Annotated in this window: 23 protein-coding genes; 12 read left to right on the forward strand and 11 right to left on the reverse strand. The window is 43.4% G+C overall.

All coding sequences use genetic code 11. The annotated features are described in order from the left end of the window. Positions 1–25: 25 nt before the first annotated feature. The 6 genes from AABK37_RS15070 (at position 26) to AABK37_RS15095 (ending at position 7,074) form a co-directional block, all read left to right on the forward strand. Positions 26–991: a hypothetical protein gene (locus AABK37_RS15070; protein WP_432552372.1), complete on the forward strand. Its 966-nt coding sequence runs from the start codon at positions 26–28 to the stop codon at positions 989–991. Next, a complete protein-coding gene (locus tag AABK37_RS15075) occupies positions 976–1,932 on the forward strand; it encodes an AAA family ATPase (RefSeq protein WP_432552373.1) in 957 nt (318 codons plus the stop codon). Before AABK37_RS15070 ends, AABK37_RS15075 begins: the two co-directional genes overlap by 16 nt. 391 nt (positions 1,933–2,323) lie before the next feature. Continuing rightward, the gene (locus AABK37_RS15080) at positions 2,324–3,466 is read left to right on the forward strand and encodes a hypothetical protein (protein ID WP_432552374.1); all 1,143 of its coding nucleotides are present in this window, start codon (positions 2,324–2,326) and stop codon (positions 3,464–3,466) included. 32 nt (positions 3,467–3,498) lie between these two features. Then, positions 3,499–6,210 (forward strand): CHAT domain-containing protein, encoded by a 2,712-nt coding sequence (locus AABK37_RS15085; RefSeq protein WP_432552375.1) that lies wholly within the window; start codon positions 3,499–3,501, stop codon positions 6,208–6,210. 46 nt (positions 6,211–6,256) lie between these two features. Continuing rightward, complete coding sequence (locus AABK37_RS15090; RefSeq protein WP_432552376.1) at positions 6,257–6,646, forward strand: hypothetical protein; 390 nt, start codon at positions 6,257–6,259, stop codon at positions 6,644–6,646. Then, on the forward strand, positions 6,643–7,074 hold the full coding sequence (locus AABK37_RS15095; protein ID WP_432552377.1) for an HNH endonuclease: 432 nt from the start codon (positions 6,643–6,645) through the stop codon (positions 7,072–7,074). Before AABK37_RS15090 ends, AABK37_RS15095 begins: the two co-directional genes overlap by 4 nt. Before the next feature lie 98 nt (positions 7,075–7,172). Here AABK37_RS15095 and AABK37_RS15100 read toward each other — a convergent pair whose 3' ends face one another. The 3 genes from AABK37_RS15100 to pyrH form a co-directional block, all read right to left on the reverse strand. Beyond that, entirely contained in the window at positions 7,173–8,300 is a 1,128-nt protein-coding gene (locus AABK37_RS15100; protein WP_432552378.1) for a geranylgeranyl reductase family protein, read from the reverse strand. Between the two features lie 538 nt (positions 8,301–8,838). Continuing rightward, entirely contained in the window at positions 8,839–9,387 is a 549-nt protein-coding gene (frr, locus tag AABK37_RS15105; RefSeq protein ID WP_432552379.1) for a ribosome recycling factor, read from the reverse strand. Next, entirely contained in the window at positions 9,374–10,102 is a 729-nt protein-coding gene (gene pyrH / locus AABK37_RS15110; protein WP_432552380.1) for a UMP kinase, read from the reverse strand. Before pyrH ends, frr begins: the two co-directional genes overlap by 14 nt. A gap of 102 nt (positions 10,103–10,204) precedes the next feature. On the opposite strand from pyrH, the gene AABK37_RS15115 reads away from it, so the two are divergent. Continuing rightward, positions 10,205–10,378 carry a hypothetical protein gene (locus AABK37_RS15115; RefSeq protein WP_432552381.1) on the forward strand — a complete coding sequence of 58 codons (174 nt, stop codon included), beginning with the start codon at positions 10,205–10,207 and terminating at the stop codon, positions 10,376–10,378. On the opposite strand, the gene AABK37_RS15120 is transcribed toward AABK37_RS15115, so the two are convergent. Both AABK37_RS15120 and speB read right to left on the reverse strand, forming a co-directional pair. Then, positions 10,375–10,929, reverse strand: a complete 555-nt coding sequence (locus AABK37_RS15120; RefSeq protein WP_432552382.1) for a thioredoxin family protein — start codon at positions 10,927–10,929, stop codon at positions 10,375–10,377. The genes AABK37_RS15115 and AABK37_RS15120 overlap by 4 nt on opposite strands. Positions 10,930–10,980: 51 nt before the next feature. Continuing rightward, positions 10,981–11,901, reverse strand: coding sequence for an agmatinase (gene speB, locus AABK37_RS15125; protein WP_432552383.1), 921 nt, complete (start codon positions 11,899–11,901; stop codon positions 10,981–10,983). A 238-nt stretch (positions 11,902–12,139) separates the two neighbouring features. Between speB and AABK37_RS15130 the strand changes: the two genes are divergently transcribed. Further along, positions 12,140–13,051 (forward strand): alpha/beta fold hydrolase, encoded by a 912-nt coding sequence (locus AABK37_RS15130; RefSeq protein WP_432552384.1) that lies wholly within the window; start codon positions 12,140–12,142, stop codon positions 13,049–13,051. 212 nt (positions 13,052–13,263) lie between these two features. Here AABK37_RS15130 and AABK37_RS15135 read toward each other — a convergent pair whose 3' ends face one another. Together AABK37_RS15135 and AABK37_RS15140 are read right to left on the reverse strand one after the other, a co-directional pair. After that, positions 13,264–14,679 carry an LCP family protein gene (locus AABK37_RS15135; RefSeq protein ID WP_432552385.1) on the reverse strand — a complete coding sequence of 472 codons (1,416 nt, stop codon included), beginning with the start codon at positions 14,677–14,679 and terminating at the stop codon, positions 13,264–13,266. 278 nt (positions 14,680–14,957) lie between these two features. Then, a complete protein-coding gene (locus AABK37_RS15140; RefSeq protein WP_432552386.1) occupies positions 14,958–15,389 on the reverse strand; it encodes a hypothetical protein in 432 nt (143 codons plus the stop codon). A 109-nt stretch (positions 15,390–15,498) separates the two neighbouring features. Here AABK37_RS15140 and AABK37_RS15145 point away from each other — a divergent pair, with 109 nt between their 5' ends. Then, on the forward strand, positions 15,499–16,671 hold the full coding sequence (locus AABK37_RS15145) for an AI-2E family transporter (RefSeq protein WP_432552387.1): 1,173 nt from the start codon (positions 15,499–15,501) through the stop codon (positions 16,669–16,671). 153 nt (positions 16,672–16,824) lie between these two features. Here the strand turns inward: AABK37_RS15145 and AABK37_RS15150 are convergent, their stop codons facing one another. The 3 genes from AABK37_RS15150 to AABK37_RS15160 all read right to left on the reverse strand — a co-directional run bounded on the left by AABK37_RS15150 (position 16,825) and on the right by AABK37_RS15160 (position 20,361). Next, positions 16,825–18,141, reverse strand: coding sequence for a serpin family protein (locus AABK37_RS15150; protein ID WP_432552388.1), 1,317 nt, complete (start codon positions 18,139–18,141; stop codon positions 16,825–16,827). Between the two features lie 408 nt (positions 18,142–18,549). Beyond that, positions 18,550–20,142: a S8 family serine peptidase gene (locus AABK37_RS15155; protein ID WP_432552389.1), complete on the reverse strand. Its 1,593-nt coding sequence runs from the start codon at positions 20,140–20,142 to the stop codon at positions 18,550–18,552. 9 nt (positions 20,143–20,151) lie between these two features. Beyond that, the gene (locus AABK37_RS15160; RefSeq protein WP_432552390.1) at positions 20,152–20,361 is read right to left on the reverse strand and encodes a hypothetical protein; all 210 of its coding nucleotides are present in this window, start codon (positions 20,359–20,361) and stop codon (positions 20,152–20,154) included. 85 nt (positions 20,362–20,446) lie between these two features. On the opposite strand from AABK37_RS15160, the gene rpe reads away from it, so the two are divergent. Beyond that, on the forward strand, positions 20,447–21,154 hold the full coding sequence (gene rpe / locus AABK37_RS15165; protein WP_432552391.1) for a ribulose-phosphate 3-epimerase: 708 nt from the start codon (positions 20,447–20,449) through the stop codon (positions 21,152–21,154). Between the two features lie 387 nt (positions 21,155–21,541). On the opposite strand, the gene AABK37_RS15170 is transcribed toward rpe, so the two are convergent. Beyond that, positions 21,542–24,004 carry a response regulator gene (locus AABK37_RS15170; protein WP_432552392.1) on the reverse strand — a complete coding sequence of 821 codons (2,463 nt, stop codon included), beginning with the start codon at positions 24,002–24,004 and terminating at the stop codon, positions 21,542–21,544. Positions 24,005–24,059: 55 nt separating this feature from the next. Between AABK37_RS15170 and AABK37_RS15175 the strand changes: the two genes are divergently transcribed. Further along, positions 24,060–24,182 carry a hypothetical protein gene (locus AABK37_RS15175; RefSeq protein WP_432552393.1) on the forward strand — a complete coding sequence of 41 codons (123 nt, stop codon included), beginning with the start codon at positions 24,060–24,062 and terminating at the stop codon, positions 24,180–24,182. A 95-nt stretch (positions 24,183–24,277) separates the two neighbouring features. After that, positions 24,278–24,679, forward strand: coding sequence for a hypothetical protein (locus AABK37_RS15180; RefSeq protein WP_432552394.1), 402 nt, complete (start codon positions 24,278–24,280; stop codon positions 24,677–24,679). The last annotated feature ends 478 nt before the right edge of the window (positions 24,680–25,157 follow it).

Below are 25,157 nucleotides of genomic sequence, written 5' to 3' on the forward strand. Positions count from 1 at the left end.
TCTGAATGGAAAAAGAAGCTTAGAGATGTCCTCAGTTCAACACTTACAGCACAAACGCGAAGAACTTCAACAACAGTACGATCTACTTAGCGAGAAGATAAAACGCTTGCGGAATGATTCGGCAATTGAGGCAGGTAGTTTAGTAGCTTTTCAGCTAAATAAGGAAATTGAGCGTTTTGAAGCAGAACGCGATCGCCTCGCCAACCAAATTGATAATCTAGAAAGTGAGCGAATACACATTGAACTGTTTCGCCTCAACTATATCAAGCAGGTACGCTTATTCCGAGAATTTATTGAACAAAACCGTATCGGGGCTTTTTTGGTTCATGGCTTGCCAGAACACGGGCAAATATTTCTCTTGAGACGCTTGTTAAACGCAATACCTGATGGTTCCGTAACTCCGCCAATTCAATTTCACCTCTCCCGCAAAGCATTTAGGACTGACATTAAAGCATTATGGCGTGAATTAGGGCGTCAGATAGGAGTACAAGACTTTTCATTGTCTGAAATTGCTAGAAATGTGATGTCTCAGTTGAAAAATCAGCACGTCATCTTGGTTTTTCACGATATGGATTGCATTGAGGAAGACTATTTGGACGAATTGATCCGCGAATTTTGGCTTCCCCTGGTAAACTCAACTCAACAGACGATTTATTCAAGCAACGAGTTTTTTTTATTGATGTTTTTAGTTGACCAGGATGGTTGTGTTAACAGCTGGAATATCGCGTTTGCAGATGAATTTGAAACGCTTTGGCAACCTTGTACTCCTATAAGACTGCCGATTATTGACCGTCTATCTGACCAAGTGTTAGTTAACTGGATGGAAAATGCAATTGATGCACTACCCACAAAAGTGACTAAAAAAATTGACTGCACAGTTCAGGTAATTTTAGAGAACAGTGAAGGCATTCCGGAACGGGTGTTTGCGGAAATTTTTGGTTTGTGTGGTTATAGTTGGGAACAAGGAGAGGATAGGTGGTTAAAGCTGTAGACGAGCGACTGAGATACACTGGTGACAAGGATAAACAGCCGAAACCAAAAGAACAAGATAAGCTAACAGGGCAACTTTTGTATCCATATTTGCCCGGTGAGAAATTAGTAGAAGCAGTGAATTTAGCGATCGCTCTGGAACGTCCTTTATTATTAAAAGGTGAACCCGGTTGTGGCAAAACAAAGTTAGCGCGTGCTGTCGCTTACGAGCTAAATTTACCTTATGAAGCTTGGTACGTCAAATCTACCAGTCGAGCGCGGGATGGACTGTATACTTATGATGCCGTTGGCAGATTGCGAGATGCACAACTTGCTGCTTCCGGGATAGATAAAGATGCCGTAGAAAAAGCGAAAAATGCTGATGCTTACGTCGAATGGGGACCGCTAGGACGTGCTTTTCGCAACGAACGCCGCACAGTTGTACTGATTGATGAAATTGATAAAGCTGATATCGACTTTCCCAATGATTTGCTGTTAGAGCTTGATGAGAAACGGTTTGAGGTAATAGAGGTTAAACAAACCAGCCCCATCAAGAAAGTTCAAGCGAAAGCGACACCGATAGTTTTTATTACAAGTAACGATGAAAAAGACTTGCCCGATGCCTTTTTGCGTCGCTGTTTGTTTCACTACGTCAAATTTCCGCAGCGGCAGGATTTGATTGAGATAATTAAAGCTCGCTTTTCTTTCCCCGATCCGCGTTTAGTATTACTCGATGCAATTATCGATCGCTTTATCAATCTTCGCAACCAGATGCAACAAGACAAAGGAGACGCAGGCAAAAAGGTGAGTACCAGCGAGTTGATGGATTGGATTGACATGCTACTCAAGCACAATTCCGACGAGGAAATTCTCAGCAAGTTGAAAACAGAACTTTTGTATCCTGGAGTGTTGCTGAAGAGTTGGGATGATTATCGACGTTATAGTGAAGAGCGATCGCAATGAATATTAGACAAATGCTTTGTACCGTGTTTGAAGAGCGATCGTAATGAATATTAGACAAATGCGCGTGCCGTGTTTCAAGAGCGATCGCAATGAATATTATACAAATGCGCGTGCCGTGTTTCAAGAGCGATCGCAATGAATATTAGACAAATGCGCGTGCCGTGTTTCAAGAGCGATCGCAATGAATATTAGACAAATGCGCGTGCCGTGTTTCAAGAGCGATCGCAATGAATATTATATTAATCTATTGTGCCCTCAGGCTGGAAGCCTGGGGCTACACAAACAAAGCCTGCCTCCGCAGGCTTCAAATGCAAGTTATTCTTAGTCCGCCTTCGCGGACTTCGTTTGTACAGCCGCGACTTCAGTCGTCAGGAACATCGCCAAGCATTCTATGAAAACTCCCCAAGTACAATTAGCGACTACTACCCCAGAAGAATTACCGCTACTTGACCTCTTCACGCGGCTGCGAGAGGCAGGTTTACCACTGGGCATTGATGAGTATCGCCTGATTCTAGAAGCTTTACAGAAAGGCTTTGGCACAACTAACCAAGAGGCATTAGCGGAACTTTGCCGTACTTTGTGGGTGAAATCGAAGGACGAGGAACACCTGTTTAATTATCACTTTCAACAAGTAATCAGTGCTTCATCCACCAACAGCGCTTTTACTCCCACCTCACCGGAAAAACCGGACAGTTCGGACACAAAAACTACTAAGTCCAGTTCTCAACCCAAACCCGAACAAGTCGAAAATACACCAGCTTCCGTACCGGTTTCATCAGAATTGATAGAAGTTGAAGATGAAATGCAAGTAGCTGAAGCCGTACAAATTACTACTAACAGCTATGATGAAATTCCAGAGAATCGCTTTACCCAAACCGATGAGTATTTTCCAGTAACGCGACGCCAGATGAAGCAAAGCTGGCGACATTTGCGGCGTTTCGTGCGGCAAGGTTTGCCCACATTAGATGTAGAAGCAACAATTGACCGGATTGGACAACAGGGAATTTTGCTAGAACCTGTAATGGTTCCCAGTCGAGTAAATCGTACAGAATTACAGTTACTGATTGACCAAAAAGGCTCAATGGTACCGTTTCACGCTTTATCGCAGCGGTTAGCAGATACAGCCTTGCGGGGAGGGCGCTTAGGAAAAGCTGGTATTTATTACTTTCATAACTGCCCAACCAAGTATATTTACAGAGATACTGTCCGCCAGAAAGCTGAACCTGTATTAGATTTTCTGGCTAAACTGCGTCCAGAATGTTCGACTGTGTTGATTTTTAGTGATGCGGGGGCAGCGCGGGGTGGTTATAGCTTAGAAAGGCTAGAGTTGACAGAAAAATTTTTATACCAATTAAAGCAACGAATTCGTTATATAGCATGGGTCAATCCAATGGCGACAGAGCGCTGGTTTGGGACGACTGCGGGTGAAATTGCGCGTTTAGTACCGATGTTTGAATTGAGCCGTCAGGGGTTGGATAGTGCGATCGATGTTTTGCGTGGGCGATCAATTAACGTTGGAGGACAGATAAAATAAGTGAACTGGAATCAAAATTATCGCTGTATAAAATGAAGCCAGAAGTCGTTACTCGTAGAATAGAAGCTTTTCACCAACGCTTTGGTGAAGCGCATCTTGATTTCGCTTATCATGCTGCTTTTCCGTTAGCGCTGACACCCGATTTGCTTTATCGCTTGTGGGCGAACTTTCAACGCGATCGTAACGGTGAAGCACTGAAAATTCCCTGGCTAGCTGTGGCAGATTTGTTACTTTCCAGCCTTTGTGATGAAGTGGGACATGAACTCTATGAAATGGAAACAGAGGTGCGAAATGCACTGCTGAGAAAATTGAAAGCAAATCCCCGTTTTGGCGAAAAGCGAATTCATGAATTGTCTGATTTTTTGCTTGTCTATGTAAAACAACAGCTTGAGAGTCACGATCCGGATATGCGTGATTTTGCTCAAGTTCAGAGGTGGACGGCTTTAGCTTATACAAAACCTAGTGAAGCTGCACGCGAAATTGCATCTGCTCTTAGAGATTTGAAATTAGAGGAAAAAGCAGAGTGGGTTCGCATGGCATCTATAGTGGAAACGTTTGCAGAACCGTTAGCTGGGTTTGAGCCACTGTTGATTTATTCTCGTGGGATGGCAAGTTTTGTTCGTGGCAAGATGACAAAAGCGGTAACTGAGTTAAGTCAACTTGCAAAAGCAGGAGACAAGCAACAAGTTCCGGGACTAAACTTATCAATTCCGGAATTGCTAATTAGACAAATAGAGGAAAATTCCGAATCAACTCAACATTTTGGCGATCGCTTGGGATTTGACTCAGTACCTGAAGAACCAGTCCAAGTTCAAAGTCCTTTCCAAAAAATTCTAATTCTAGCAGCGAACCCCAGACAAACATCACGCCTGCGTTTGGATGAGGAAGTGCGCGACATTAAGGAAGGTTTGCGGCTTTCACAACAACGAGATAAATTTATTCTGCAACAGGAATGGGCAGTACGTCCAAGAGATGTCCTTCGTGCGGTGTTAGATTTTCGACCAAACATTATCCATTTTTCTGGACATGGTTCGGGAACTACAGGACTATCATTTGAAGATGAAATCGGCAAAGAAAAGTTAGTCACATCAGTTGCACTCGCTGGACTTTTCGGGCAGTTCGCCAAGCAAGTAGAGTGTGTGGTGCTGAATGCTTGCTATGATGAGCAGCAAGCTGATGCTATTGCTCATCATATTGATTATGTCATTGGCATGAACGCAGCGATCGGCGATAAAGCAGCGCTAGAATTTGCCGTTGGCTTTTACAATGCTTTAGTAGCTTACGATCCGCGATACGATACTTACTCGCGCATAGAGTTTGCTTTTAACATTGCTTGCAATGTGATTCAATTTGCTGGGGTTTCCGGTGAATCTATTCCAACTATGAAAAAGAGAGAACTGGCAACGAAAAATTCTCTGGAGACAATACAATCCAAAAAAATAGACCAGGCGATCCCGATTCCCCAAGCGACAGTTCAAAGTCCTCCCCAAAAAATTCTAATTCTAGCAGCGAACCCCAAACAAACATCACGACTGCGTTTGGATGAGGAAGTGCGCGACATTAAGGAAGGTTTGCGGCTTTCGCAACAACGTGACAAATTTATTCTGCAACAGGAATGGGCAGTACGTCCAAGAGATGTTCGTCGTGCGGTGTTAGATTTTCGACCAAACATTATCCATTTTTCTGGACATGGTTCGGGAACTACAGGACTATCATTTGAAGATGAAACCGGAAAAGAAAAGTTAGTCACACCAGAAGGACTCGCTGGACTTTTCGGGCAGTTCGCCAAGCAAGTAGAGTGTGTGGTGCTGAATGCTTGCTATGATGAGCAGCAAGCTGATGCTATTGCTCATCATATTGATTATGTCATTGGCATGAACGCAGCGATCGGCGATAAAGCAGCGCTAGAATTTGCCGTTGGCTTTTACAATGCTTTAGTAGCTTACGATCCGCGATACGATACTTACTCGCGCATAGAGTTTGCTTTTAACATTGCTTGCAATGTGATTCAATTTGCTGGGGTTTCCGGTGAATCTATTCCAACTATGAAAAAGAGAGAACTGGCAACGAAAAATTCTCTGGAGACAATACAATCCAAAAAAATAGACCAGGCGATCCCGATTCCCCAAGCGACAGTTCAAAGTCCTCCCCAAAAAATTCTAATTCTAGCAGCGAACCCCAAACAAACATCACGACTGCGTTTGGATGAGGAAGTGCGCGACATTAAGGAAGGTTTGCGGCTTTCGCAACAACGTGACAAATTTATTCTGCAACAGGAATGGGCAGTACGTCCAAGAGATGTTCGTCGTGCGGTGTTAGATTTTCGACCAAACATTATCCATTTTTCTGGACATGGTTCGGGAACTACAGGACTATCATTTGAAGATGAAACCGGAAAAGAAAAGTTAGTCACATCAGTTGCACTCGCTGGACTTTTCGGGTTGTTCGGCAAGCAAGTAGAGTGTGTGGTGCTGAATGCTTGCTATGATGAGCAGCAAGCTGATGCTATTGCTCAACATATTGATTATGTCATTGGCATGAACGCAGCGATTGGCGATCAAGCTGCCCTAGAATTTGCAGTTGGCTTTTATGATGCTTTGGTAGCTTACGATGCGCGATATGATACGTATTCACAGATAGAGTTTGCCTTCAACATTGCTTGCAATGCGATTCAATTTGCTGGGGTTTCCGGTGAATCTATTCCAATTATGAAAAAGAGAAACCCACAAAATAAAGCAAATTAAATTAATACTTTAGAGTAAACACAGAAGTGCAGAGTGAGAATTAGCTATGACTACCCAGGTCACGATTACTTTGTCAGATGAGGTTTACCGGCGAGCAGAACGCTTCGCACGGCTAGCTAACCGTGATTTGGCTAGTGTTCTAGCTGATACCATTAAACTTTCTCTACCACCAATTAGCTCGCATATTGAAACCCTAGAACCCATATCAGAAGTATCTGATGAGCAAGTTATGGCTCTTACAGAACTGCAAATGGAGCCAGACCAAGATAAGCGTTTGAGTAACTTGCTAGATAAGCAACAGTCAGGGATTCTAACTGAGGACGAGCGGCAAGAATTACAAGACCTAATGCAAGTCTATCAAGAAAAATTATTGCGGAAAGCGACTGCATTCAGCGAAGCAGTAAGACGTGGATTAATGGAGCCACTGAGTTCGTGAGTTCGAGCTACATTTCAGAGGAAGTTCGGGCACGAGTCAAGGCACAGGCAAAAAACCAATGTGGTTACTGTCGCAGCCTCCAAAAGTATGTGTTGGGAATTTTGGAGATTGAGCATATTATCCCAAAAGCCTTGGGTGGAACTGATGATGAAGAAAACCTTTGGCTTTCCTGTAGGCTATGCAACGCTTTCAAAGGAGTTCAAACCCACGGACAAGACCCAGTTACAAATCGTCAGGTCAAGCTGTTCAATCCCAGACGTCAAAAATGGTTACGACATTTTACCTGGACTGAAGATGGCACATACATCGTGGGTCTTACAGCCTGCGGTCGAGCAAGCGTTACCGCTCTTCAACTCAACAATGCCTACGCGGTAACTGTCAGACAAGCCTGGGTTTCTGCTGGCTGGCATCCACCAGAGGAAATTTAATGTAGTGAGTGCCAAGAATATAAAGCGATCGCCAGTCATGCTTGATTTAGAAGTTAGGAGCCTTTTGTAGAGACGCGATTAATCGCGTCTCTACTCAATTACCCACCAAAACCAGGAATGGGAACCAAACGCTTCAGCGCACGATTCACGACATCGCCATAACGCAATTCCCCACACAAAATCCTACCCATAATTTGGCTACCAGAAGGGCGCTTAACACCCACTTTGTAACCAACACCCGGAAAGCGATAAAATGCGCCGGCTAACTTTTGCGCCCAAGCCATATCAGCACCCCATTGTTCGCTAATCGCTTCCGAATAATTTTCTAAAGCGATCGCATCACCAGAAAGCGCTTGATGAATCGCCCCAGCTGCCAACAAACCGCTAAAAATAGAGGGGCGAATACCTTCTGCTGTCATCGGATCGACGACACAAGCAGCTTCCCCTGCTAAAACCGCATTTTGGGTATGTAGCTTTTGATTGCCATCCCACAAACAAATAGGATGACCGTATTGCTTGCTAGTTTTAACATCTAGACCAAAACTTTTTCCGTACTCATCCAAAATTTTCTTAAAGTCTTGAGGTTCCCCACCGATAAAAGTACCGACACCAATCGAGTAACCATCAGCTTTGGGAAAGTTCCAGATATAGCCGTTTTTGACCATACCAAACTCAAAGTGAATTGTGGATTTATTCTCCACAGTTGCCGGAACTTCAGCCTCTAAAGCGCCTGCTAAACGGCGTTTGCGTTCTTTGAAACCTAACCATTTTGCCATCGGTCCCTTGGCACCGTCAGCAGCGATTAAAAAGCGACCTGTAACCGGACCGTTAGCTGTATTAACTTGCCAATGGTCGCTCTTAAATTCAATTCCAGTTACTTCCGTAGAATCTTTTAATTCAGCACCTTGCTTTTGCGCTTGCTGAATTAAGAAATGGTCAAAAACGTCGCGTCGCACCATCCAGACTGGCTCGATAGTGGCTATTTTAGTTTCTACAGGGTCGCCCAATTTCCAGGTAAAGCGCAACTCGTCCACTTTCAGAGAAATTGCTGGACTAAAATCAAAGTCAAACCATTGGGCGATCGCAGGCGATACTCCTCCGCCACAGGGTTTGTATCTTGGCAAAGATTCTTTTTCTAAAACTAATACTGAACGTCCCTGCTTGGCTAAATGGTAAGCGGCTGTTCCACCAGCAGGTCCCGCGCCGACGATGATGCAATCATACATATGGCTGAATTTTTGCTCCTGAAGAACGTTGATTTTTGCGTTTTTATTTGTAATTTACCAGTAGATATGACCAGACTTTAACTGATTTTCAGATTAGCTGCTCAATATTTAACAGCCTTCAGTGTAACCGATCTAAATCTTTCTTCTAGAGCTACCATGCTTATCCGTAAATATTTGGTTATAAATCTTCTATCTTGATTAATTCAGGTTGCTTGTGACTGCTATACCATACTTTTTTCTGATAATTCCACTGATAAATTTAAACAATTTAAATGTCTTTTTTGATGTCATCTAAATTATTTAATAAGTGTAACCGCTACTAAATTACAATTCATTAGTTCTACTGATTACAAATTTTTAGCCAAGGCTCTACGATATTTCATAAAGTTTTAGTAAACATCCTTAAAAGAGTTAGGAGTTAAAAATCAGGAGTTAAGAGTAAAAAAATTTACTTTTAACTTTCTGTACAGACGTTCCGGACTGAACGTCTCTACCGCAACTCCTAACTCCTAACTCCTAACTTTTACTCCTAACTTTTTTAGACAGTGGTGATGTCTTTTTCTTTTTCTGCCAACAAGTCGCCGATTTTGGCGGTGTACTTGTCGGTTAGTTTTTGCAATTTGTCTTGCTGGTTTTTGGCTTCATCCTCAGAGATTTCTGAGGCTTTCTCCTGCTTGCGAATTGAGTCTAGGGCATCGCGGCGGATGTTGCGAATGGCAACGCGCCCTTCTTCAGCATATTTGGCGGCGAGTTTGACAAATTCTTTACGCCGATCGCTTGTCAAAGGCGGAATATTCAGCCTAATCACAGAACCGTCGTTACTGGGGGTTAAACCGACATCCGACATCGAAATTGCCTTTTCGATCAAGTTCAAGGTGCCGCGATCGTAGGGCTGAATCGCGATCGTTGTTGAATCCGGCGTGCTAATGTTTGCCAGTGATTTCATCGATGTGGGAGAACCGTAGTAATCCACCATCACCTTATCTAGTAGACTCGCATTGGCGCGACCAGTGCGAATCGTGTTAAAAGCTCGTTGAGTTGACTCAACGGTCTTTTGCATCGTACTCTCAGCTTCATCTAATTTCACAAGAACCTCCCACAAGGGTGCCGATAGATTCTCCCATAATTGCTCGTTGAATGTTACCTCGCACCGATAAATCAAATACAAGTATGGGAATGTTGTTTTCTTTACACATAGCAATCGCGGTACTATCCATTACCCGCAAATCTTGAGCCAAAACGTGCGCGTAAGTAAGGCTTTGATAGCGTCTGGCATCAGGATAGATATGGGGGTCAGCATCGTACACTCCGTCTACCTTGGTGGCTTTAAAAATCACTTCAGCATCAATTTCTGCGGCTCTTAATGCGGCAGTCGTGTCGGTAGTAAAGAAAGGATTTCCAGAACCAGCGCCAAAAATTACCACCCGTCCTTTTTCAAGATGACGGATGGCACGACGACGAATATACGGTTCGGCTACTTCTTGCATAGCGATCGCAGTTTGTACCCGCGTCTGTACCCCTATTCGTTCCAGCGAGTCTTGCAGTGTCATGGCATTCATTACCGTGGCAATCATGCCGATGTAGTCAGCGTTTGCCCGGTCCATACCCGCCGATGCCGCTTTCACACCACGAAAAATATTACCGCCGCCCACAACAATGGCGATTTGCACGCCTGTGGCTATCACCTCTGCTACCTCTTGTGCTATTTCTTTCACCACTTCTGGATCAATTCCATAGCCCATGTTGCCCATCAAGGCTTCACCGCTCAGTTTAAGTAAAACCCGTCGGTAATTCGTTCCCATGAAGTTACGCTTTATCAAAAAGTTGCAATTGCCTCCAATTTAAGATAGCAGTGGGCGTGACTTTCTGTCTCTATTAGTCGGTTAAAGTTATCAAGGTGGGCATTGGGCATCGGGCATGGGGCATTGGGCATCGGGCATCGGGTATGGAAAAAATCTCTCATTCCCAGCCCGTCCATTAAACAAAAGCCCAATGCCCATTGCCCCATGCCCAATGCCCATTGCCCCATGCCCAATGCCCCATGCCCAATGCCCAATGCTCGATGCCCAAATTACTAGTTGCGCCAGATTAACGAAGTACCAACAGGCTTAGTTTGGGGGATGTGTATTTCTTGACCTTGAAATAAAGAGGCGATCGCCTTTTTCAGATATTGCTCTTTTACAAACTGTGGATCTTGCGGGTTATTATCAATTTGCCCTTTGTAGCGGACTATACCATCTTTATCTATTAAAAAAGCCATTGGTGTAACCAGCGCTCCAAAGCTGCGGCTTGTATCTTGGGTAGGGTCCCATAGATAGGGAAAGTTCAACTCATGCATGAGCGCAAAAGCTTGCATATTGTCAAAGCTTTCCGTCGGATTTTCATTGCCATCACTGCCATTCATGCCAATCAGCGAAAAACCTTGTTGAGCAAATTCCGCTTGAATTTCTTTTAGCCTATCTATATACAACCTGACATAAGGACATTGGTTGCACATGGAAATGACGCCGACAGCACGGAACTTTTCAAGATAACGCCGAAGATGGTGTACTTGTTTGTCAATTCCTGGCAATTCAAAATCTGGTGCGTAGCTTCCTACAGGAGTGTCAATTGTTTCTAGTATATTCATCTTCTTTTAGCGCCAAGAAACTAAAAACAAAAAATATAGTCATATTCAGCGTTATGTTCCAGCTTCAAACCAACCCTTAGCTAATGCTTGATACCCAATAATTTTATAGACCAGTTTGGCTGCCGTAAATTGTGAAACTACTGAATCTACAAGGGGTGCTAATTCCATAACATCACAGCCGATGACATTATGTTTTTCACAAACGCGCCGCAAGAATGTCATCAAAGCATACCAATTTAAACCGCCCGGTTCTGGAGTACCAACGCCGGGAATTAAGGTAGGATCGATGCCATCTAAATCAATGGTGAGAAAAACTTTATCTGTTTGAATCGCCGAAATTGCTCGTTCCATCCAATTTGGCTCGTTAGCAATTTCTCGCGCTCGAAACACAGTTAGTTGTTTTTCTTTAATTAAGTCGGCTTCTTCTTTACAAATCGCCCGAATGCCAATTTGGACGGTGGGTAAATCCATATCGACAATTCGCCGCATTACACAAGCATGATTGTGAATTGAGCCTTCATAACTGTGGCGTAAGTCACCGTGAGCATCAATTTGCACTACCGTAAATGGTTCTGTATAAACTTTACGATATGCTTCGACAATTGCCGCAGTAATACTGTGTTCGCCACCCAAAGCAATCACGAATTTGCGATCGCCAATTAACTTAGAAACCGTTTCTTCGGTGACTTTTAACATTTCCTCGGCGCTAATACCACCAGAGCGCGTGTCCGCAATTGTTTCATGAGTGTAAATCCCGACTTCGCAACCAGTTTCTCTATCCAGTTCTTCATCGTAATATTCCACCTGATGAGAAGCTTCCAGTATGAAATCTGGACCATTTTCACAGCCCCGGCGATAAGTGGTTGTTGCTTCGTAAGCAATGGGCAATATTACTAATTTTGATGTATCATAATTAGCAGCTACGTCACTGCCAAGAAATGGCATTACAGAAGTAGAAGTTTGTGCCAACATGACAAAAAGTTTCCTCAGTTTAGATAAGATGCGACTCCTAATACTGACATAATCTAACTATGAATGCACTATTTCTATCAAAAAGATGAGAGCTACTCTATGCTGAATTAAACTGTGAGCTTGGCAAGTAACGCGAATCGCTATTTATTTTAAGGTTTTATATTTTGTTAAAAAATAAAAAACAATGACGCTTGCAGCTTTTCGTTTTGCGTCCATATGTTATGCTTTTAAATTTTCTATGATCCAATCGACAACCAAACTGCCAGCAACAAAAACCTGGACTTGGCAAGGTTTTCCCATTTGCTATCAAACCCAAGGAACCGCTGGACCTGCTGTGGTCTTGGTACATGGTTTTGGCGCTTCTTGGTGGCATTGGCGGAAAAATATTCCTGTACTGGCGGAAAATTGCCGTGTCTATGCTATTGATTTGATTGGCTTTGGCGCTTCGGCTAAACCCAAGCCAGGTGAAGAGATTGCCTACACATTTGAAACCTGGGGACAGCAAATCGCTGATTTTTGCCGGGAAGTAGTGGGAGAACCCGCTTTTTTTGTGGGAAATTCTGTAGGCTGTATTGTGGTCATGCAAGCAGCGGTGGATAACCCGGATATGGCATTAGGAGTTGCTTTGCTGAACTGCTCCTTACGGCTGTTACACGATCGCAAACGAGCAACACTACCTTGGTATCGTAGCGCCGGAGCGCCCTTGCTGCAACGCCTGCTATCTATCAAACCTGTTGGCAAGTTCTTTTTTAATCAAATTGCCCAGCCGAAAACAGTGCGTTCAATTCTCCTCAAAGCTTATGCCAATTCTGAGACGGTCACAGACGAGTTAGTAGATATCTTGATGGCACCAGTAAGCGATCCGGGTGCTGTAGCTGTGTTTCTTGCCTTTACAGCTTATTCTACAGGTCCCCTACCTGAAGACCTTTTACCTCTGCTACCTTGTCCGGCGATTATTTTGTGGGGAACGGCAGACCCTTGGGAACCGTTTGAGTTAGGTAAAGAGTTGGCTAATTTCCCAAAAGTGCTAAAGTTTATACCTTTAGAAGGTGTGGGGCATTGTCCCCAAGATGAAGCACCGGAGGTAGTGAATTTGATTATACACGATTGGATTGGGAAAATGTCAAGCGATTTGAGATTTCCAATTTAGGATTTTGCGAAAAGTTTGAGCGGAGGTTTCCTCCCTTCCCCGTTCGCGGAGCGTCTGGTGAAGGAGAAGGGGTTGCCGCAGGCATCAAAGCTTTTAAAGACGGATTTTGGATTAACATCTTGCACCAAGCTGTAAGGCGAAGTGAATTTTATCGCCTGGTACAAGATGTTAATATACGGTTGTGAATTCAGTTTTTCTTTTTTCTGACTTCTTTAACGTTGGGGAGACACTTCTTGTGGAGCAGTTTGTTGCAACCAATCCTTACCTAGCTGTATAGTGACATCAGAGCCAAGATTACCAGTACTTTCTACTCGCACTTCCCCAAATCCTAAAGAGTTGCGAATCGATTCGGCGCTGTTACCGTCTCCTTGTTGGGCGACGATGTGTGTCACTTCTAGAGGTTCTGCCCACGGCTTAGACACATAAACATTGCGATAGCCGGCTTTTTCGAGGCTTCTAATTAAAGGTCGTAGGTTTGAGCGATCGCCACCTGTACTATCCTGAATTGCGATTCGCAATGAACCTGGGTCAGTCGATTGTTGCTGATGTGGCGCATCCATATCAAAATTTTCAGCCATCATAGCCGCAATGCGATCGCGGTTTGGCAACCAATAGCTAGCCTCGTATTCATTCTTATCGCTAAAGCGACCGGGTACCATCAGCATTTGCATATTCGAGCGATTTGTTCGCGCTCCATAACCTACTAATGCTAACAACTCTTCAACGCTTAAGTTGGTGTCAATATGCTCTTTAACTACGTCGAGAACTTGCGGCAATTGAGCTAGTGTAGTTGGGTTGAGGCTTTGATCCATCAATGCCCGCATCACCATTTGCTGGCGCTGAATCCGACCAATATCGCCATTTTCATCATGGCGATAGCGCAACAGTTGCAAAGCTTGATCGCCATTTAAATGCTGCTTCCCAGCTTTCAAGTTGATGTACAAATGCTGAGAATCATCTTGGTACTTCATATCTTTGGGAACGTAAACCGTCACCCCTCCCAAGGCATCGATTAGCTTACCAACTCCCAAAACGTTAATTCGGATATAGCGATCGATTCCCACGCCGTCCAAGAGATTACTAACGGTTTTCGCAGTTAAAGCTGGACCGCCATGAGTGTTTGCCGAATTAATTTTTTTAATACCATGCCCCTCTATCTCTGTACGGGTATCTCTAGGAACAGAAAGCATAACTAATTTTTTTTTCTCCGGATCGAATTTGATCAAGAGCATCACATCCGCAAGACCATCAAAGGAATTTACCTGAGGCAAGTACCTGAGATTTTTAGTTTCAGCGGGAGCGTTTTGAGTATCTGGCGGGAGTACGCTCATTCCCATAACTAATATATTGACAGGGCGAGTTAATTGAGAGAATCGCAGTCCTTGTCCGGAGATGCGATCGCTATCAAAAACTGCCGCTTCTTGGGGACTTAAAGAAGCTTGCATCAATGGCGTACTCGTTAAAGAAACAGCCAATAGCGCCCCGGCAGTGGCTGACACCATCGCAATACCGCTCATCCCCACCCAAAACCACAGCCAGCGTCCTGATTTGGAATTTTTAGAATTATTGTTACTTGAATTCGGGGGGTTTGTATGGTCTTCTTGCGCCGAAGTTGTTTGAATGGTCACGGACTTCCTCACACTTACTGATAAAACTCGGTAAATTTGTTACTTAAAAGCCGACAAATCAACCCATAATAGCTAACCCTTAATTATCAGTGCTAACTTTTCGATCTTTAGTGTTAACCAAAACACTTATAGCAGTATTTCTCCTTCTTTTCGGCAAATCCGGAGACGTTTTCTTGAAGTATGCTTGATTAAACCAGATTTGACTAGACCTGTTGGTAAATAATGTGTAGTTGGGAAAAAGATACGTGTAAATACGGGGTACCGCCTTTCATCCTAAATTAAGACAAATATTTATTAGTAACTCGGTTGGCAAAACGACTAAACCCTGCTAGACGATTAGATTTGCCTTGAACTGTACGAACAATTAACCAGGCGCTAACCAAAAAGTAACCAGAGGTGAGAAAGCTATTGAGGAGCAGTAGACGCAAGCTGAAAAATTCTCCGGTAGCCGCTCCAGTTCCTAATAAGATATACCCCAAAAGCCAGGTAAGCGCCAGAGTAATTGACAGACGACTAACATTAAGTTGTTCCCGACTGCCTCGACGACGATAAAGAGTCCACAAGGAGGGGAAAAACCCGATGACCGGAACTAAATATAAAATTAACGGCAAAGAAGAAATGTTGGCATCCTCACTGGGGATGAAAAATAAGGCTGATTTTTCTTGGCTTTCTGGCACAGATGATGAGTCATTTGGTAGTAAATTATTCATTTGGGTGAGTGCAATCCTAAACTAGAGAGATGTATGTCGGTCGTGCAGTCAGAGATAATAAGCTTTAAAGAATGATTTAATTTAGTTTTATCCCGCAATCGGCTGTTATATGCAGACACGCAAGCTTCTTAACTGGTGGCAAACACTAACACCAATAGCGCGAATCGGTGCGATCGCGCTATTCGCTCCGCTACTCGTGCTTAATGGTTGGGCGATTTCGGCAATTTTTGATTACTTTCACTCGTTGATAGTTATTTTAGTCGGAGCCTCAGTTTTAGCCTTTCTGCTTAACTATCCCGTGAGTTGGATAGAGCGTCAAGGTGGCAGACGCGAGCAAGTTGCTATTTTAGTCTTTTTACTTGCTTTATCGATTTTGTTGGCGTTGGGTGTGACGCTGATACCTTTAGCTTTAACGCAAGCGCAGCAACTAGTTGCGCGTTTACCGGAGTTAATTGACTCTGGCCGCTCTCAGTTAATGCTATTGAATGAGAAAGCAGATTCTCTTGGTTTCCCAATTAATCTGGAAGCTTTGGTAGCACAAATCAACGATCGCGTCAAAGGACAATTACAGGCGATCGCTTCACAAGTTTTGAATCTAGCTGTAGTTACCCTCACTAGCCTGCTAGACTTTCTCTTAACAATGGTTTTAACTTTCTATCTGTTGCAGCATGGCGATGAACTCTGGCAAAGTTTGGTAGATTGGTTGCCTACCAAATTCCGAGAGCCTTTTTCTAACACAGTACGTCTCAGCTTTCAAAATTTCTTTATCACTCAGTTGATTATCTCAACTTGTATGGCTTCAGCCCTCATACCGACTTTTTTGTGGCTGAAAGTTCCATTTGGGCTGCTTTTCGGCTTAACTATTGGCATTATGGCTCTCATCCCCTATGGCGGTTCTGTGGGTATCGCCTTAACTACCTTACTTGTAGCTTTACAAGATTTCTCGATGGGGGTAAGAGTATTGATTGCAGCATTAATTGTACAACAAATTCTCGAAAACTTGATTGCTCCGCGAATTTTGGGGAGTTTTACTGGTTTAAATCCGGTTTGGCTGCTAGTTTCGGTTTTGACCGGCGCGAGAGTTGGCGGATTGCTAGGTGTAATTTTAGCAGTCCCAAGTGCAGTTGTAATCAAAACGGCTTTAAGCGCTCTGCGTCCTGGTGTTGGTAGCGATAGTGAAACGGTTGCTTCTACAGAAGAGGTAAATGCACTTGCTGGTACTGAAGAAAGCTCAAAAACTGAATCAAAAAATCTAAGCGCTTCTAAAGCCACATTGCCTTAAGGTAGTCAGCGTCATTCAAAATTCTTTTCTTACTTCCTTCCCGCGACAAGATTACCTATATTCTTCTTTCTTTTCTTCCTTTGTGTACTTCGTGTCTTTGCGGTTCGTTAATAGGTAATCTTCAAGCATGACAGGAGTAATGCGTGAATCGTTTTACCGTGGCTCCACAATTGAACCCATAAATAAAACGCTACCTGTTTGATTATCCCTTACCACACAGAAAAACGGACGGTCAACAATCATCCGAAATGGCTTTGTCTCGACCGCTGAAGTTGCTACTATCCCCACAGAAGTTGCTGCTGCCGCTTCTGTACCTTCTTCATTTACCTCAACAAAAGTTTTATGTTTAACTTGGCTGATGGCAAGATTTTTACCCATAGCGGAAAAATTCGCTTTCGCGCTGAAAGCTTCTCCCATACCTAAATCGGTAAGGGCATCGTTGAGAGTAATATCATAATTGATTTTAAAGCGGGGCAAGCGAACAAATCCTTCTTGTTTGCTGAATTGAGCCATCCATTTTTCCCAGTTGTCAGAATTTAAGTTTTCATAAAAGGCTTTTGAGTTATTCTCTTTCGGCAAGAAAACATATAAGCTAATTTTACCATCTTTGCCGTAAGGTAAACTCACTGCTTGAAATTGTTCATTTTCTAAATATCTGTAGTCACCCGTTCGCGACATCATCGGGTGTTGTTTTTGTTTGTCAGATGCTATGTAAAAAGGATATTCAGCGGTTTGGTTTTTATCAAATTCGTTACTCCAGTTGCCTTTGAAGTAGATGGCGTTAATTAGAAATAATACTTGCTCTGGTTCAATTGTTTCGACTATTTTGTTGATTTTGCCGCGTGTATTTTCATTTACCCAAGTGTTGATTACACCTGATGAACGGGAGTCTTTAAAGTCCAAATTTGTGACTTTAGCTTTGTAGAAATCTTTGTTTCTCTGGATAAATTCCGATTTAAAGCTAGTATCTTTGTTTGCCCAAAGCGAGTTAGCAATTGTTAGCTGCACTTTCGGGTCAGGATTTTCTAAAAGGATTTTTAAAGCGGCGTTAGAGGAGTTTATTTCTTCTAAACTTATGCCTTGTAACTCTAACGCTTTCGCCATTGCTTGCTGGGTAGAACCACTCGCACCATTGTAAGTCATGGCGAGAGCGATCGCTACACTAGAAGGAGAAATAAAAATGTTATCTTTGCTATCCTTTTTCAAAACTTCTGAAAACAGTTTGAAACTAAATTTTGTATTAGCTGCAACGACTTTTGTATCAGGTGTGACTGTTTTTTTAGTTGATGGTGATTCTGTCGGTAAGGGAGATTTCGCCAGCGCACTTGTACTGTCATTGACCTGAGAGCATCCTAATACACCCATAAGCATAACTCCTGCTGCTGCCAGAACATAACGCCTACCCAAGCGCACACCATAGCGTCTTTGGAGGAAATTTTCCTTCACACTATTAAATTTTTGCCGATGCATTTTTCTACCTCACTTGCCAAATATTTTTTGTAAGCTGTCTGTCAAGATTGACCATTATTTATGTGTCAATTGTTAACTATCGCATTAAAAACAATAAAAATATAGAGCGGTTACAGTTTTTGCAACAGCTAAGTAAGTAATAGGAATTAAATACAACTTGTAAGTTATGCTAATTGTTAATTGCTGATGAAAGCGACAATGCAGATTTATGCGGAATCAGCTTTATTTTTCTCGATTTTCTGCTTTTTTCTAAATTGTATTTTAAAATACGAAATGGCAAAACAAAACTAGTTTTTTTGTTAGTGGTAATAAATAAATCTGAAAATGGGCAATGGGCAATGGGCAATGGGCAATGGGAGATTTTTTCCATGCCCCATGCCCCATGCCCAATGCCCGATGCCCGATGCCCTATTTACTAGATACACCCCACCAAGCTAAAGCGAAAGGCTGAACAGATTGGTTTACCTTTTGGCGAAACTGGACGCGGATTTTGTAATTGCCGGTAGCCGGAACAGGGCAGAAGATGTGTTCTACGCTATCAACTGGGCTGATGGAGGAGCAAACTGCACCTGCGATATTGTTTGACGCATCGGCTTTAACTAGATACAAGTCGAGATTGTTCAAACCGCGATCGCGAAAATCCTCACCGACATCAAATAACTTGTTTTGATTTTTATCCTCTAGCTCTACCAACCGATCCCAGGCAAGAGTGACAGCAACAAAACTTCCTTGCACTAACGGCTTTGCTATGGTATAATCCACAGATGCCCCAGCATCCAATGTCCGATAATCCCAACCAATTGCAGGTACGGCAGCGGATGGACTTGATTGACCGGGACTAAATTGCTGGTAGGCACGAAATGCATTTAAATGACCGGCTCCCATTTGCGGATCTAGGGGAATTTTTGGATCGCTGTAAGCTAATGATGTCAGCCAGTCGCGATTTTGTTTATCAATAAGCGTCCGGCTCATTCCCAACCGCAAGCCATTACCAGTATCTTGAATTTTGTCTGCGGAATTTAGCAATACGGCTTTCATCACTTCATGACGGCGAGAGGCTATGCTCCAATTGGGTTGTTTTGTCCGCAGTTGTTTGTCGCCAAATTCCTGCAACAACGCAACAGTACCGACTACGTGAGGTGCTGCAAAACTTGTACCCGTAACTTTGTTGACTTTGCCATCTGGATTCACCAAAGGAATGTTACTCCCAGGAGCAACTAAACTAATAGAAGGACGCCCATCAATATTAAACTCCTTTCCTGCTAGCCTAGTTGCCACTCCTTCGTTAGCAGCAGCCAAATTGGAAACATCAACTTTATTAAAAATGTTTTGTTTGCGAGAAGAAAAAGCAACGTTGATTGCATTAAAATTGTCTGTAGGGATGGGAATGCCTCCTTTACCTTGGTTGCCAGCGATCGCATACACAACATCATGAACCCGACTAGACCAGTCAATACATAATGTTAGTAAAGCGTTACCGTCTAAAGTCGCTTCCGGTCGCGGATCGCGGGTGAGAGGTTCACCAAAACTGAAGTTAATCACGCGGACATCACCACTATTTTGCATCGCGATGTGCTGCGCGGATAAACACTCTTCTGGCTGACCCATGTTTTTTGTAGAACCTACCGCAGATGAATACAGCCGCGCTCCTGGAGCTATACCCGGTAAGGCTTTGTCTCGACTGACCATCACACCAGCCACATTGTAAGCGTGGGGGTCAACACCACTATTTGATTTAGCAGGTCTATTGCGTAAAAAGACTCCTGCTAACGATATCACTGTATTTTTCGACACCGCTTTATCCCAGCCAAACTTTCCCGGACGCCCAATTTCGACTTGACCAATCGCAATCTTGCGACCGCTTAAGTTATATGGAGCTTTCTGTAATCTAAGAGCATCAATACCGTTAGTGCCGATAGAAGTAACTATAGCAGCGAGTGCCGGCGCGCCGAAGCAAGAAGCACTCAATCCCCAAATTATCCAGGTAAATTTTTTGACCATTGTCAATTGTTAGTTGTTATTTGTTAGTTGATGGGAATGGGTAATTGGGCATTGGGCATTGGGCATTGGGCATTGGGCATTGGGCATTGGGCATTGGGCATTGGGCATTGGGCATTGGTAATAATTCTTTCCCTTTCCCCTTTCCCCTTTCCCCCTCTTCAAAAACCCTTGTCCCCCACTCCCCCACTCCCCCACTCCCCCACTCCCCCACTCCCCCATCAGCACTGCATCAAATCGATGAGCGCTGGGTCAAGATTTTGTTACAATGCTCACAAGACGAGGACGCTTAAATTTGCCACTAGCCATGACCCAAAACCTATCTAAAAAGCCGATTGTAATTGCCCCATCTATCTTATCAGCCGATTTTAGTCGTCTCGGAGACGAAATTCGCGCCGTAGACGCGGCTGGAGCAGATTGGATTCATGTTGATGTAATGGACGGTCGTTTTGTACCTAATATTACGATAGGTCCTCTGGTTGTGGAGGCGATTCGTCCGATAACGACAAAACCTCTGGATGTCCACTTGATGATTGTGGAACCAGAAAAGTATGTTGAAGACTTTGCCAAAGCAGGGGCAGATCACATCTACGTTCATGCAGAACACAATGCTTCGCCTCACCTGCACCGTACTTTAGGACAAATCAAAGAGGTTGGTAAGAAAGCTGGTGTTGTACTCAACCCTGGTAGCCCTTTAGAGTTAATTGAATATTGCTTGGAATTGTGCGATTTAGTGCTAATTATGAGTGTTAACCCAGGCTTTGGCGGTCAAAGCTTCATTCCTGGAGTCGTACCAAAAATCCGCAAGCTGCGCTCGATGTGCGATGAACGCGGTTTAGACCCGTGGATTGAAGTTGATGGGGGACTGAAAGCTAATAATACTTGGCAAGTTTTGGAAGCTGGTGCAAATGCGATCGTCGCTGGTTCAGCGGTGTTTAACGCTCCTGATTATGCTGAAGCTATTAAAGCTATTCGCAACAGTAAGCGTCCTTCGCCAGAACTAGCAAAAGTTTAACACTAGGTTCTTCTAAAGGCGTGTTCAAATTTCAGCACGCCTTTTTGATTTAATGTTAAATGTGTCGGGAGTATCTCAATTTTGTCACCAACACCCTAGAAGGGTGTGGCTACACGTACAAAGCCTGCCTCCGCAGGCTATGAAGATTTGAGCCTGCGGAGGCAGGCTTTGTTTTTATAGCCACAGGCTTCTAGCCTGTGGGGTATTTTGCACATTTTGGATGCTCATGTGAATATAATTCATAATTAATAATTTATAATTATTACGCCACACATTCAGGCGGGGGCTTGATTACGTCAGTAAATTTATTTGTTACCATCAATAAATTGTTGTCGTCGTACCTGAAATTATGAATTATGAATTATGAATTAATAATTATTCGGTCAATTAGAGCGTTTGATTTTTCTTCACCTGATTGGCAACTTGATATAGAGATTGTAGAGTTACTCCGTCAGTCGGATACTCAGCTAAACCAAAATCAAAGTTAACTTGAAAACGGCTGCTATCTGGTGCGGTGAAGACTTGTTGTCGTAAAGTAGTCATAAATTCCCAAAAGCGATGTTTGACAGCAAGCTTTTCTGCGTCGATGTCTGCTGGTTGTTTGGTGAAAATCGGCATCGCTACCACAAACTCCCCGTTACCCCAGTATCCCAACACTTCTGCTTGGCGAAAAGCTGTCTGGAACAGATGACCCCACCGCTGTAAAATATTATTGCCAGTAATGTGACCGTATTGGAGATTAATTTGTGGCAATTCTGTTAAAGCAAATATTGCCAAACAGAAAGAATAAGGAACATTTGCAGCTTTATCCTTTATACTTTTGATGAGAAGTTCCAAGTCACGGCTGGATTGAGCTTGATTCGCCAGTTTGGTTAAAGGGTCTTTGGTAGAGAGGTTTCGCAGTAAGCGAGAACGTTCTAGACGATTGGTGATTCGGGTTAGTAGTTCTGCTGGTACAACTGGCTTGTTGAGGTAGTCGTCTGCACCAATGGTAAATATCTGCTGGATGTAAGAGCGATCGCTCTTAGCAGTCAAAAACAAAATCGGCAATCCCTGCCATTGAGGGTCAGCACGAACTGCTTGACAAAGTTCAATCCCACTAACTTGCGGCATATCTATATCTAAAATCAGCAAATCCGGAACAGTAGACCGCAGCACTTCCCAAAAACGTAAGGGGTCATCCAATCCCGTCATCCGTATACCCCAAGGTGACAACATCGAACGCAATGCTGCCAGAAATACCGGATCGTCATCTACTGCTAATATATTTACAGCTAAGGACTGAGTACGCTGTAATAATTGCGTTGCCATATCCCAAATTTGAGCAGCAGTCACAGGTCTAACTAAAAATCCCTGTCCACCAAGACGAGCTATTGTAACTCGATTCAACAGCTTATCAGCAGAAGCTAGCACTATTGTTGGTATAAATGGTGTCCTAACTGCTAATTGCGAGAGCAGCGCCAAACTATCTTCTTGCTTTTCCTCTGCATCGACTGCCAGCACTACTAAATCTGGTGAATGAGACTGAAGCCAGGTTTTTGCTAACTCTAAGTTTGCTATTTGTTTCCAAGTTAAATCGAGGGAATGCGCTAATTCCTGTAAATCTCGGTATAAATTTGCGTCAGAATCAATCAACAACAGTCGAGATGTTTCTGCATCGGTAGAAGATTCTGACTCACCCAAACAGAGCAAATCAGCCAATTCCGACACTAGAGACACCAGCTTTCGTTCGCGCACAGAAAGTTCCTTTTTCCCCTCATCTTTTTGTCCTAAATTTTCATCTTCCAGCAAAATCTGTTCAATTTCTCGTGCCAACACAGTCCCCGCTTCCCGGTCAAACATCCCCAATACACCCGCTAGCTTGTGCGCTGCTTGCCTTGCATCCTGGCGTAACTCTGGGGTCAGCGTTTTGGTCTGTATCGCCGTTGCTGCTGTTTGCAGAGCCTTTAAGCGTTGAATCATCAACCCTTGATATTGCTGCCACAGCTTACTCATTCCTTGGTTGAACTGCTGTTCAAGCGATTGGGATGGAGGAGTGGGGAGAGGGGGAGGGGGAGAGGGGGAGAGGGGGGGATGGGGAGAGGGGGAGAAAGAATTGTCCCCTTGTCCCCTTGTCCCCTTGTCCCCTTGCCCCCTGCAAAGTGCCCCCTGCAAAGTGCCCCCTGCCTCGTTGTCTCCTACTCCTTCCTTCAGCCGATATCCTAAACCGTAGACGTTCTCAATCCAATCTACGGCGCCGGCTTTTTTCAACTTCTGCCGCAATCCTTTAATATGTGCTTTAACGCTTTCTTCTAAAGGTGGATCGTCAAATGTCCACAGATGCTCAACTAATTGTCCGCGACTAAATACCCGTGAGGGGTTTCGCAGAAATATTTCTAACAGAGTATATTCTTTCGGGGTTAATGCTACAGGTTTTTCTTTGTAGCTTACATCGCAACTACGAGGATCTAAACGTAAATCGCCTACTTGTAGCACGGTTGTAGGGGAAACTTCGCCACGTCGCAGCAATACTCGTAAGCGTGCGTGAAGTTCTGCCAAATCTAAAGGTTTGATTAGATAGTCGTCTGCACCTGCATCTAGTCCACGAATGCGATCGCTACTGGCATCTTTGGCAGTAATCAATAAAATCGGAATCGAGGAACCCTCAGCGCGTAACCGCTGGCATAACTTAATCCCATCGAGTATGGGGAGTCCCACATCCGTGAGAATTAAGTCATAGTTTGCACTTTGGGCATATTCCCAACCGCTTTGACCATCCTGAACTGCATCGACGATATAGTGCTGACTGGTAAGAGATTGCAACAGCACGTCAAGCAAAACTTCGTCATCTTCAATCAGCAAAATTCGCATGGCATTTATGCGTACTTACCTTTGACAATCTTCTCATAAGAGAGCGATCGCTCCCGTGTTTCAAAAAAAATATTCGCTCTTCCCTAGTTCTTCTCGATCGCTTTCTAAAGTTAAAAACATCGAAGTCAGAGACGGCATCAAACAAGAGCCAGATTACCACACAGCACACCGCGATTGAGCAGCCAGTGCTTGTGATTAATCTACTTTCGACGATGAAATTCATTTCACACAAATAAACCAATCACAAATTCTCTAACATCAAAGGAGCAATTCATGTCTTACGCAGTATACAATGTCAAACTTGAACAAGTCGGTCAAAACATGAGCGACGGAGACACAATTCGATTTAGTGACACTGGCAAAGCTTGCCCACCTGACCAAATTCAAATCGGTCTTCAGTTGGTTGGTGATGTCAATTGGTGGAAGGGGATTATTTTATTCAACGAAGAAGGTTATCGAACTGTAATCGACCTCGCTGGTACAAATCGAGAAGCCAGATTTGGAGTAATGAACGCATCTGATTTAACTGATGATAATCAAGAAGGAGGAGTGAAACATCTTGTTCTCAGCAAGGCGAAAGCCTTTGGTGTTCATACTAACGAATATTGCATTATTAATGCTAATCAAAAGTTGCTCCCTGGTCATCAGTACCTTTTTAAATGGGAGAAAGACTAATTTAGCATCCCGCTAAAGAAAGAGTCTGTGTTTAAAAGTCCGGAATACAAATTTTCACAAGCTTCTAAAAGCCTATACCTGAACAGCAGGTATGGGCTTTTTAGTTTATCGGCAAGATGCGTAAAAAATATGCGATCGCTCTTTCCTAGTTCTTCTCAATTGCTCTCTAAAGTTAAAAGTATCGAAGCAAGAAACCGTATCAAACAAGGAAGTATTCAACTATGCTACTCAACAAACAAAAATTATTCTTAAAATCCAATTCTTTATCCACAAAAGAGATTAAATCCTCAACTTTGGTTGAGCAGATATCAAAAAACTATCTCAACTCGTCCACAGATAATTTCAAAAATAGTCGCTTAAGTGCTAAATGGGAAATAGAAAATGGTAAGTTAGTTTGTAAATGGTTAATAGATTGAATTATTTTACCATATTTAAGCGAATAATTTCTCTAAAATCCCGATTTTAGAACCCCGGTTTC

Origin of the sequence: Tolypothrix sp. VBCCA 56010, assembly GCF_050875635.1 — a bacterium.
Taxonomy (GTDB): domain Bacteria; phylum Cyanobacteriota; class Cyanobacteriia; order Cyanobacteriales; family Nostocaceae; genus Hassallia.